This is a genomic window from Pseudomonas sp. NPDC089428 (assembly GCF_044749325.1).
Classification (GTDB): Bacteria; Pseudomonadota; Gammaproteobacteria; order Pseudomonadales; family Pseudomonadaceae; genus Aquipseudomonas.
Genome location: NZ_JBIVHT010000001.1, coordinates 630,079 through 640,872 on the forward strand (window position 1 = coordinate 630,079; position 10,794 = coordinate 640,872).

General features: G+C 67.7%; 8 protein-coding genes. All 8 read left to right on the plus strand.

The features are described 5' to 3' along the window. The first annotated feature begins 11 nt into the window (after positions 1 to 11). The 8 genes from ACIPZ5_RS03250 (at position 12) to ACIPZ5_RS03285 (ending at position 10,664) form a co-directional block, all read left to right on the plus strand. Positions 12 to 1,334: an LLM class flavin-dependent oxidoreductase gene (locus ACIPZ5_RS03250; protein WP_343595290.1), complete on the plus strand. Its 1,323-nt coding sequence runs from the start codon at positions 12 to 14 to the stop codon at positions 1,332 to 1,334. A gap of 154 nt (positions 1,335 to 1,488) precedes the next feature. After that, the gene (locus ACIPZ5_RS03255) at positions 1,489 to 2,544 is read left to right on the plus strand and encodes an NADP(H)-dependent aldo-keto reductase (protein WP_400806624.1); all 1,056 of its coding nucleotides are present in this window, start codon (positions 1,489 to 1,491) and stop codon (positions 2,542 to 2,544) included. A gap of 139 nt (positions 2,545 to 2,683) precedes the next feature. After that, on the plus strand, positions 2,684 to 3,532 hold the full coding sequence (locus ACIPZ5_RS03260) for an ABC transporter permease (RefSeq protein ID WP_343595294.1): 849 nt from the start codon (positions 2,684 to 2,686) through the stop codon (positions 3,530 to 3,532). Continuing rightward, positions 3,529 to 5,178: a dipeptide ABC transporter ATP-binding protein gene (locus tag ACIPZ5_RS03265; protein ID WP_400806627.1), complete on the plus strand. Its 1,650-nt coding sequence runs from the start codon at positions 3,529 to 3,531 to the stop codon at positions 5,176 to 5,178. Before ACIPZ5_RS03260 ends, ACIPZ5_RS03265 begins: the two co-directional genes overlap by 4 nt. A 299-nt stretch (positions 5,179 to 5,477) precedes the next feature. Beyond that, positions 5,478 to 7,112 (plus strand): ABC transporter substrate-binding protein, encoded by a 1,635-nt coding sequence (locus ACIPZ5_RS03270; RefSeq protein ID WP_400806630.1) that lies wholly within the window; start codon positions 5,478 to 5,480, stop codon positions 7,110 to 7,112. Next, positions 7,109 to 8,095: an ABC transporter permease gene (locus ACIPZ5_RS03275; protein ID WP_343595300.1), complete on the plus strand. Its 987-nt coding sequence runs from the start codon at positions 7,109 to 7,111 to the stop codon at positions 8,093 to 8,095. The genes ACIPZ5_RS03270 and ACIPZ5_RS03275 overlap by 4 nt, the downstream gene beginning before the upstream one ends. Then, a complete protein-coding gene (locus tag ACIPZ5_RS03280) occupies positions 8,092 to 8,955 on the plus strand; it encodes an ABC transporter permease (protein ID WP_343595302.1) in 864 nt (287 codons plus the stop codon). The genes ACIPZ5_RS03275 and ACIPZ5_RS03280 overlap by 4 nt, the downstream gene beginning before the upstream one ends. Then, on the plus strand, positions 8,952 to 10,664 hold the full coding sequence (locus ACIPZ5_RS03285) for a dipeptide ABC transporter ATP-binding protein (RefSeq protein ID WP_400806633.1): 1,713 nt from the start codon (positions 8,952 to 8,954) through the stop codon (positions 10,662 to 10,664). The genes ACIPZ5_RS03280 and ACIPZ5_RS03285 overlap by 4 nt, the downstream gene beginning before the upstream one ends. Positions 10,665 to 10,794: the final 130 nt, after the last annotated feature.

Consider the following 10,794-nt stretch of genomic DNA (forward strand, 5'->3'; position numbering starts at 1 on the left):
GGAGAACCCGCATGAGTACCAAACAGATGAGCCTGGGCATGAACATCCTTGGCTTCGGCTCGCATGCCGGCGCCTGGCGCCAGGGTGAGGCAGCACTCGACGCCTATATCGACGTCAACTACTACCGCGACATTGCGCGTATTTCCGAGCGCGGCTGCCTGGATGCGATCTTCCTCGCCGATGGCCCGGCATTGCCGCCGGATGTGTCCGCGCAACCCGGCGGGCGCCTGGAGCCGACCGTGCTGCTTACCGCCGTGGCGGCCGCCACCGAGCGCATCGGCGTGATTGCCACCTGCTCCAGCACCTACAACGAACCGTTCAACCTGGCCCGGCGCATCGCCTCGCTGGACCACATCAGCGGCGGCCGCGCGGCCTGGAACGTGGTCACCAATGCCGGCGACGCAGCGGCGCAGAACTTCGGCCTGGCCGGCGCGCCGCTGCATGTCGACCGCTACGGGCGTGCCGAAGAGTTCGTCGAGGTGACCCTGAAACTGTGGGACAGCTGGGAAGACGACGCGATCATCGGCGACCGCGCCGGTGGCCGTTTCGCCGACCCGCGCAAGGTCCATACCCTGGACTTCCAGGGCAAGCACTTTCAGGTCAAGGGCCCGCTCAACCTGCCACGCTCGCCCCAAGGGCGGCCGGTGCTGGTGCAGGCCGGGTCCTCCGAAGGTGGCAAGGCACTCGGTTCACGCTATGCCGACGCGATCTTCACCACCCAGACCACCTTGGCCGACGGCCAGGCGTTCTACCAGGAGATGAAAGCCCGCGCCAAGGCCTGGGGGCGTGACCCTCGGCACCTGAAGATCATGCCGGGCCTGTCGACCGTGATCGGCAGTACCGAGGCTGAAGCCCATGCACGGTTTGACCAGCTCAATGCCTGGCATGGCGAGCATGGCCTGCTGCAGCAGGTGGCGGGGCGCATCGGCATCGACGCCAGCGAACTGGACCCGGATGCGCCATTGCCCTGGGCGCGGATTGGCGCGGTGGCGGACTTCGAGCGCGGGTCCCATGGGTTTCTGGAGGCCCAGCTGAACCTGGCGCGCAGCGAGAACCTGACCATTCGCCAGTTGTCGCGGCGGATCCTGGTCGGGCACCGACTGGCGGTCGGCACGCCGCAGCAGGTCGCCGACACCTTGGCCGAGTGGTTCCTGGCCGGGGCGGGAGATGGCTTCAACATCATGCCCGACATGTTCCCGTCCGGAGCGCGGGTGTTCGTCGAGGAGGTGGTGCCGTTGCTGCAGAAGCGCGGGCTGTTCCGTACCGAATACACCGGCACCACCCTGCGTGAGCACCTGGGCTTGCCCAAGGCACAGAACCAGTTCGCTGCTTAGGGGCGCTGTGCGCCCCAAGCGCCGGCAAGCCAGCCCCACAGGTACCGCGCAAGCCTGGAACCTGTGGTGATCCTGTGGGAGCTGGCTTGCCGGCGATGGGCTGCAAGGCAGCCCCAGGATCTCAAACCCGAAACCCATTCATCAGGATGCACCCATGCGCTACCGCCCACTCGGCCACACCGACCTCCAGGTCAGCCTGCTCAGCCTCGGCACCATGACCTGGGGCCACCAGAACAGCGAACAGGACGCCCACCAGCAACTGGACGCTGCCATCGCTGCCGGCATCAACTTCATCGACACTGCCGAGATGTACCCCACGCCCACCCGCGCCGAAACCTGGACCACCACCGAGCGCTACATTGGCAGCTGGATCAAGGCCCGCGGCAACCGCAGCAGGTTCATCCTCGCCAGCAAGATCGCCGGCCCGGCCCGTGACCCGGGCGGCCAGGCGCATATCCGCGATGGCCTGTCGCACCACGACCGCAAGAACATCGTCGCTGCCCTGGAGGGCAGCCTGCGCCGGCTGAACACCGACTACCTGGACCTCTACCAGCTGCATTGGCCTGACCGCAGCAGCAACTTCTTCGGCATTCGCGAATACCCCTACGTCGACGACCACCCGCAAACCGCTGCCATTGAAGAAACCCTTGCGGTGCTCGACGAGCAGGTCAAGGCCGGCAAGGTGCGCCATATCGGCGTGTCCAACGAAACGCCGTGGGGCGTGGCGCAGTTCCTGCGGCACAGCGAGGACCACGGCCTGGCCCGAATCGCCAGCATCCAGAACCCGTACAGCCTGCTCAACCGCCTGTATGAAAACGGCCTGTCGGAGTTCAGCCATCGCGAGGGAGTCAGCCTGCTGGCCTATTCGCCACTGGCATTCGGGGCGTTGACCGGCAAGTACCTGAACGGGGCCAGGCCGGAGGGTTCGCGGTTGTCGTCGGTGTATCGCACGTTCAACCGCTATGGCAGTGACGAGGCCAACAGTGCCATTGGCAGCTATGTGCAGATTGCCCGTGAGCATGGGCTGACCCCGGCGCAGTTGGCCTTGGCCTTCGTCATCTGCCAGCCGTTCGTGGCCAGTGCGATCACCGGGCAGACCAGTTTGCAGCAATTGCAGGAGAACCTGAGCGCGCTGGATGTGCAATTGAGCGACGACGTGCTGGCCGAGATCCAGGCCGTGCACCGCCGTATTCCAAACCCGGCACCGTAGCCTGCATGGCAAGGGCTGCGCCGTTGTTCGCGGGCAAGCCCGCTCCCACAGGAAGCCGTCAAGTTCGGGCCTGCGGTAACCCTGTGGGAGCGGGCTTGCCCGCGAAGAGGCCCGCACAGGCGACAAACGAAGGACAGATATGAACGCGATTGCATTGTCACCGACCACCGCGACAAGCAGGTGGCAGGTTCGCCCCGGCTTGACGCTGGCCTGGTCCATCCTGGCCCTGCTCCTGCTGGCAGTAGCCTTCCCTGACTGGCTATCCCCAACCGACCCCCTGGCCGCCGACGCCCGCCTGGCTTACCTCCCACCCAGCAGCCATTTCTGGCTAGGCACCGACGAGAACGGCCGCGACGTCCTCAGCCGCCTGGTCCACGGCGCCCGCCCATCGCTCTACATCGGCCTGGCCGCCACCCTGGTCGGCCTCGGCCTGGGCACGCTGCTCGGCCTGGTCGCCGGCCTGGCACCCGCCTGGCTGGACAACCTGCTGATGCGCGCCGTCGACGTGCTGCTGGCGTTCCCCGACCTGTTGCTGGCGCTGGTCATCATCACCCTGTTCGGCCAGGGCACCAGTAACCTGATTCTCGCCGTCGGCATCGCCTCGGTGCCACGCTACGCCCGCCTGGTCCGCGCGCAGGCCCTGACCCTGCGCCATGCCGGTTTCGTCGAAGCCGCCGTCACGCTCGGCCGCAAGCGCTCGGCGGTGGTGTTGGCCCACGTGCTGCCCAACGCCGTGCAGCCCGTGCTGATCCTGGCCTGCATCGGCCTGGGCGGCGCCATTACCGCTGCCGCCGCGCTGAGCTTCCTAGGCTTCGGCGCGCCCCCGCCGGCGCCCGAGTGGGGCGCGATGATGGCGGTGGCGCGCAACTTCATGGCCAACGCGCCCTGGCTGATGGCCTGGCCGGCGTTGGCGATCACCCTGACTGTCATTTCCATCACCGTCATCGGCCGCGACTGGCTGCGCCGTAGCGAGGGCAGAACCTCATGAGCATCTTCGAAAAAAAACCGGCACCCTTGGTGGATATCCGCGACCTGCGCGTGAGCTTCAACGGTGTGCCGGTGGTGCACGGCGTCGACCTGCAACTGCACGCCGGGCAGTGCCTGGCGCTGGTAGGCGAATCGGGCTCGGGCAAGAGCGTGACGGCGCGTACCCTGGTTGGCCTCACCGGGGCGGGTGCCCATGTGCAGGCCCAGCGCCTGGTTTTTGCCGGGCAGGATTTGCGCCAGGTCGATGAAACCGGCTGGCAGCGATTGCGCGGTGGGCGTATCGGCTTTGTCATGCAGGATGCACTGGGTTCGCTCGATCCGCTGCGGCGCGTCGGCGCCGAGATCGAAGAGCCGCTGCTGTTGCACACTGACCTGTCTGCTGAACAGCGGCGCTTGCGGGTGCTCGAACTGCTGGGCCAGGTCGGCGTGCCTGAACCCGCAGTCCGCGCCCGACAATACCCTTGGCAGCTGTCCGGCGGCCTGCGGCAGCGCGCCTTGATCGCCTCGGCCATTGCCTGCCAGCCGCGCCTGCTGATTGCCGACGAGCCCACTACCGCGCTGGACGCCACGGTGCAGGCGCAGATCCTCGACCTGCTGGAACAACTGCGCGCGCGCGACAACAGCCTGCTGATGGTCAGCCACGATCTGGCCGTGGTGGCGCGGCTGGCCGATTGGGTGGCGGTGATGCGCCATGGCGTGGTGGTGGAGCAGGGCACTGTCGAACAGATCCTGCAGGACCCGCAGGACCCTTACACCCAACGCCTGCTGAGTGCGGCGCGGGCGGTGCATTTCCAGCGTCCGGCGGTGCCGGCGCTGACGTTGGTGGAGGAGGCTGTGGACGAGCAACCGCTGGTGCTGGAGGCACGCAGCCTGAGCAAGGCTTTCATCGGGCCGGATGGCAAGCCGCGTGAGGTGCTGAGCGATGTGTCGCTGCAGTTGCGCGCCGGGCAGACCCTGGGCGTGGTCGGTGAATCCGGTTCTGGCAAGAGCACGCTGGGCCGCATCCTGCTGGGGCTGGAGCGACCGGAGCAGGGCAGTGTGCAGGTGGCCGGGCAGGACTGGCTGGCGCTATCCGCCGCCCAGCAGCGCCAGGCCCGCCAGGGTATTCAGGTCGTATTCCAGGACCCGCTGGCCTCGTTTGATCCGCGCTATACCGTGTTGCGTGTGTTAACCGAAGCGTTGGCCCAGGCGGGTGTGCCGCGCGGCTTGCAGCGCACCGAGGCGGCGGCGTTGCTGGAGCGGGTGCAGTTGCCGGTGGGGCTGCTCGATCGCCGCCCTCTGGAGCTGTCTGGCGGGCAGCGCCAGCGCATCGCGATTGCCCGGGCACTGGCCATGAAGCCCAAGGTGCTGGTGCTGGATGAGCCGGTTTCGGCGCTGGATGTGTCGGTGCAGGCGCGGGTCCTGGCGTTGCTGGCGGAGCTCAAGGCCGAGTTGAACCTGGCTTGTCTGTTCATTTCCCATGACCTTGGGGTGGTGGAGCAGGTGAGTGACCAGGTGCTGGTGATGCAAGGGGGCAGGGTGGTGGAACACGGCAATGCGGCCCAGGTGCTCGGGCAGCCACGTCATCCTTACACCCGCGCGTTGCTCGATGCGGTGCCGCATTTGCCGGCTGCGCGGCCTCGCTGGTTTGAGCGGATTGCGGTGTAAGCCTGTGCCGGTCCTTTACGAATGGGGCAAACAAGACGGACAGCGGTGACCTCATAGCAGGGATTGGCCCGAAACAAATTGTAGGAGCGGATTTATCCGCGATGCGCCGCGCGGGCGGCGCTCGATTTCATAGGCGCAATCGCTTTTCAGGCGAACACTGTTGCCCCCCGAACACCCCCTCAACATTTTGCCCCCGCCCCAGCACCCTCCCGCCACCAAAACCCAACAAAATCAACCCATTAAACCCGGCATAACTCCTGCAACAGGCCTTCCAAAGCCCAGTCCCCGCAGGAGCGCCCTTGAACTCACCCATCCTCCCCCTGATCCCGCTCTGCACCGCACTGGCCTTGCTCGGCTGCGAAAAAGCCGAGCAGCGCACCACGCAAAGCACCACGCCACAGCAGGGCGGCACCCTGGTCTACGCCACCGACCGCGAGCCCACCTGCCTCGACCCGCATGTGGCCGGCGACATGCCCCAGGTGTTCGTCGCCCAGCAGTACCTCGACTCGCTGGTCTCCATGGACAGCAAGGGCCAGATCGGCCCCTGGCTCGCCACCCGCTGGGAAGTCTCCCCAGACGGCCTGCGCTACACCTTCCACCTGCGCCGCGACGTGCACTTCACCGACGGCACCCCATTCAATGCCGAAGCGGTCAAGGCCAACCTCGACCACATGGCCAACCCCAAGACCCAGTCCAGCACCGCCGGCGGCTATATCCGCCAATACCGCGGCACGAGATTCATCGATCCATATACCGCCGAGGTAACGCTGGCCACGCCTTATGCAGCCTTCCTCGAAGTGCTGGCCCAGGGCTTTCTCGGCATACAGTCGCCCACCGCGTTGCTGCGCAGCCGTGACCAGAACTGCGAAAGCCCGGTAGGCAGCGGGCCGTTCAAGGTGGTGCGCTGGGACCGGCAGAACCAGGTGGAGCTGGTGCGCAACCCGGACTACAACTGGGCACCACCGACTGCGCAGCACCAAGGCCCGGCCTACCTCGACCGCATCGTCTGGAAGTTCATCCAGGAACCCTCGGTGCGCTTCGCCTCGCTGCAGGCCGGTGAGGTCGACGTGATCGAAACGCTGCCGCCGGAATCCCACGAAGCGGCAAGGCGCAACCCCGACGTGGACCTGATCATCGCCCAGCGCCCAGGCAACCCCACCAACGGCACCTTCAACCTGCGCCGGGCGCCGTTCGACGATATCCGCGTGCGTGAGGCATTCGTGCGCAGCGCTGATGTCGAGGGTGCGCTCAAGAGCGTGTACTTCGGCGAGTTCCCCCGCGCCGGTGGCCCGCTGAGCATGGCCACGCCGTTCTACAGCGGCGACTTCGAACACAGCCAGGACTACGACCCGGCCCGCGCCGCCAGGCTGCTCGACGAAGCCGGCTGGACCGGCCGTGACAGCGAGGGCTACCGCACCAGGAACGGACAGCGGCTGCGCGCCGTCGTGCTGATCGGCGCGCGCACGCCGCCGTCGGAACTGACCTTGTGGGAACAGGTGCAGGCCACCACCCGCCAGGCCGGCCTGGAGCTGGTGCTCGACCAGATGAGCGACGCCCAGGTCACTGCCCGGCAAGCGGCGTGGGACTACGACATCCGCATCGGCTACTGGAACACCAACACCCCCGACGTGCTGCGCATCATCTTCACCAGCGCCTTCGTCCAGCCGGCCGGGGTCGGTGGCTATCACCAGAACTCCTCCGGGTATGCCGACCCAGGTTACGACGCACTGCTCGACAGCGCCTTGGCCACCCAGGATCCCGAGCAGCGCCGGCAACGCTACTTCCAGGCGCAGCAACAGGCCGCCGCGCAATACCTGCAACTGACCACCTACCCGCAAAGTACACGCCTGGGCATCTACAAGACCGCCCACGGCGTGCGCCTGGAGCCTTCGTTGGCGGTGACCTACCTCTATGACGCATGGGTGAACAAATGAGTACGACGACACGCGCGGTGGCCGACCCGCGCCGCGAACGCCTGGCTGCCCTGGGCCGGCGTGCCGCCATCCGCCTGGGCGGCGGCGTGCTGGTGCTGTGGGCGGTGGCAACCCTGACGTTCTTTGCCCTGCGCCTGATGCCGGGCGACCCGGTGCTGGCCATTCTCGGTGGCCCCAGCGCCAACCCGACGCCGGAAGCGATCGAAGCCGCCCGCGTGGAGTTCGGCCTCGACCAGCCCTTGGCGGTGCAATACCTGTTCTACCTCGGGCGCCTGCTGCAAGGTGACCTGGGCGTGTCGTACTCGCAGCACCTGCCGGTCACTCGCGTGCTGGCCGAGCAGGGTGGGGCGACACTGGAACTGACCATCGCTGCGCTGGTGCTGGCCTGGCTGCTGGTGCTGCTGCTGACCGTGGTCACTGCCGGGCGCGGCCGTCTGGTGGGCGGCATCGCTTCGCTGGCTGAAACCCTCAGCGCCGCCTTGCCGCATTTCTGGCTCGGTGTGGTGCTGCTGGCGGTGTTCGCCTTCGGCCTGCGCTGGTTCCCGCCTGCGGGTAGCGACAGCTTCGCCAGCCTGGTGCTGCCGGCGTTCTCGCTGGCGATTCCGCTGGCGGGGTTCATTGCCCAGGTCACCCGCGAATCCCTTGAGCTGACCCTCGAACAACCCTTCGTCCTCACCGCCCGCACCCGCGGCCTCAGCGACCTGGCCGTGCGCTTTCGGCATGCCTTGCGCCACGCCTTGCTGCCGGGCGTATCGCTGTCGGGCTGGGCCATCGGCGCGCTGATCAGCGGTGCGGTGGTGTGCGAGGTGATCTTCTCGCGCAAGGGGATTGGCCGCCAGTTGTACCAGGCGGTGCAGGCCCAGGACATGCCCTTGGTGATCGGCGTCAGCCTGGTGGTCGCGGCCGGCTATGTACTGGCGAACATTCTGGTCGACCTGCTGTACCAGTGGATCGACCCACGGCAACAGGAGGCTGCAGCATGACTGACCTGACCCTTGACCGAACCCTCGCGCCGTTGCGTCGGCAGCGCTCATTGAGGCTGCCGCCACTGGGCGCCAGCCTGGCGATCCTGTTCCTGTTCGCCCTGGTGTTGGCTGCGTTGCTGCCAGGCCTGTTCACCCGCATCGACCCGCTCGCCATCGTCCCGCGTGATGCCTTCCAGCCGCCGAGCTGGGCGCACTGGCTGGGCACCGACCAGTCCGGGCGCGACATCTTCGCGCGGATCATCCACGGCGCCAGGCAAAGCCTGCTGATCGGCGTCGCGGCCACGGCGATCTCCATGGCCATCGCCATCACCCTTGGCTTGCTCGGTGGCCTTGGCGGGGCGCGGGTGGACCGTGCGCTGGGTTGGCTGCTGGAAGTGCTGTTCGCCTTCCCCAGCCTGGTGCTGGCGCTGTTGTTCGTGGCGGTGTTCGGCAGCGGCGTCGGCCCGCTGATCGTTGCCACCGGCCTGGGCGGCGCGCCTGGGTATGCGCGGATGGTGCGTGGCCAGGTGCTGGCAGTGCGCAACGCCGGTTACATCGAAGCGGCACGGGCGCTGGGGCATCCGACTTCGCGCATCGTCCTGCGCCAGTTGCTGCCCAACGCCATGCGGCCGCTGGTGGTGACGCTGACCATGGGCGTGGGCCAGGCCATCGTCTGGGCGTCGGCGCTGAGCTTTCTCGGCCTTGGTGCACGGCCACCGGCGCCGGAGTGGGGGACCATGTTGTCCATGGGCCGTGATTTCATCGCCAATGCCTGGTGGCTGACCTTCTTCCCCGGCTTGTTCATTGTTCTTACCACTTTGGCCACCACAGTGACGGGTCGCTATATCCAACAACGCCTGGAGGGCCGCCTGCCATGAGCGACAAGACCTTGATCGTCGAAGGCCTGAACGTGGCCTTTGCAGGCCGCAGTGTGGTGCGTGACCTGTCCTTCACCTTGCAGCCGGGCCGCTGCGTGGCGCTGGTCGGCGAGTCCGGCTCGGGCAAGAGCGTCAGTGCCCGCAGCCTGGTTGGCCTGGCCGGCACCAAGGCCCAGGTGAGCGCCCGCCAGCTGAGTTTTGCCGGGCATGACCTGCTCGACCTGAGCGAGCGCCAGTGGCGCGAGGTGCGCGGCAAGGACATCGGCTTCGTGCTGCAGGATGCGCTGGTGTCGCTCGACCCGTTGCGGCCGGTAGGCAAGGAAGTGCTCGAAGTGCTGCAGACCCACCATTACGGCGACCGCCAATCCCGTGCAGCACGGGTGCATGAGTTGCTTGAACGGGTAGGCGTGCCCGACGTCGAGCTGCGCGCCCGCCAGCGCCCAGGGCAGTTGTCTGGCGGCCTGCGCCAACGCGCATTGATCGCCAGTGCCCTGGCCCTGGACCCTGCGCTGGTGATCGCCGATGAGCCCACCACCGCGCTGGATGCCACGGTGCAGGCGCAGATCCTTGAGGTGTTCCAGCAGATCAAGGCCCGCGGCGCTTCGTTGCTGATCATCAGCCACGACCTGGCGGTGGTCGCGCAACTGGCTGATGAGGTGGTGGTGCTGCGCCACGGCGAAGTGGTGGAACAGGGGCCGATGCAGCAGGTGCTGCGCCAGCCGCGCCACCCCTACACCCGCGCCTTGCTGGCGGCGGTGCCGGCCGAGCACGCGCGTGGCAGCCGCTTGTCGCCGGAGCGGGCCGGTGTGCGCCGTGCGCCGCGGGCACACGCGCACAGCGACGTGCTGCTCGAAGGCCGTGGCCTGGGCAAGCGCTACCTCGGCCCGGACGGGCTGATACGCCAGGTGGTGCAGGGCGTCGACTTCACCCTGCGCGCCGGGCGCACCTTGGGCATTGTCGGTGAGTCCGGTTCGGGCAAGACCACGATGGCGCGCATCGCCCTCGGCCTGCTGCAGCCGGACCAGGGTGAGGTGCTGTACCGCGGCCAGCCGTGGAACCGCCCGGCCAATGCCGTGCGCGAAGCGGAGCGCCGGCCATTGCGCCGTGAAATCAGCGTGATCTACCAGGACCCGCTGGGCTCGTTCGACCCACGCTGGAGCGTGGCGCAGATTCTCGATGACGCCTTGCAGGTGGCCGGTATCGAAGCCGCGGCCCGGCCGGCGCGGATTGCCGTGCTGCTGGGCCAGGTGCGCTTGCCGGCGGACCTGGCCCAGCGCCGGCCATTGCAACTGTCCGGTGGCCAGCGCCAGCGGGTGGCGATTGCCCGGGCGATTGCCAGCGAGCCGAAGGTGATCATCTGTGATGAACCGGTCTCGGCCCTGGACGTGTCGGTGCAGGCCCAGGTGCTCGACCTATTGGCTGATCTGCAGGACGAGCTGGGCCTGGCCTACCTGTTCATTTCCCACGACCTAGGGGTGATCCGCCATGTCAGCGACGACGTGCTGGTGATGCGCCACGGCCAGGTGGTGGAGCAGGCACCGGTCGAGCAGTTGTTCGAGCGCCCGGCCCATGAATACACCCGACGGCTGCTGGGCGCAGTACCGCGCCTGCCCGGCAGCGGTACCGAGCTGGTGGTGCCGCCGCTGGACCTGGAGCACGAAGCCTTCGACCTGTTCGACGAAACCCGCCTGTGGAAGATCGCGATCTGACAGTGAACTGAGACGCCAAGCCCTGCGCCGAACCTGTGGGAGCGGGGGGGGGGGGGGGGGGGGGGGGGGGGGGGGGGGGGGGGGGGGGGGGGGGGGGGGGGGGGGGGGGGGGGGGGGGGGGGGGGGGCGT

Bases quoted from the DNA above. Each gene is read 5' to 3' on its own strand.
- ACIPZ5_RS03275 (WP_343595300.1), top strand. From the start codon at position 7,109: ATGAGTACGACGACACGCGCGGTGGCCGACCCGCGCCGCGAACGCCTG.
- ACIPZ5_RS03250 (WP_343595290.1), top strand. From the start codon at position 12: ATGAGTACCAAACAGATGAGCCTGGGCATGAACATCCTTGGCTTCGGC.
- ACIPZ5_RS03265 (WP_400806627.1), top strand. From the start codon at position 3,529: ATGAGCATCTTCGAAAAAAAACCGGCACCCTTGGTGGATATCCGCGAC.
- ACIPZ5_RS03255 (WP_400806624.1), top strand. From the start codon at position 1,489: ATGCGCTACCGCCCACTCGGCCACACCGACCTCCAGGTCAGCCTGCTC.
- ACIPZ5_RS03280 (WP_343595302.1), top strand. From the start codon at position 8,092: ATGACTGACCTGACCCTTGACCGAACCCTCGCGCCGTTGCGTCGGCAG.
- ACIPZ5_RS03260 (WP_343595294.1), top strand. From the start codon at position 2,684: ATGAACGCGATTGCATTGTCACCGACCACCGCGACAAGCAGGTGGCAG.
- ACIPZ5_RS03285 (WP_400806633.1), top strand. From the start codon at position 8,952: ATGAGCGACAAGACCTTGATCGTCGAAGGCCTGAACGTGGCCTTTGCA.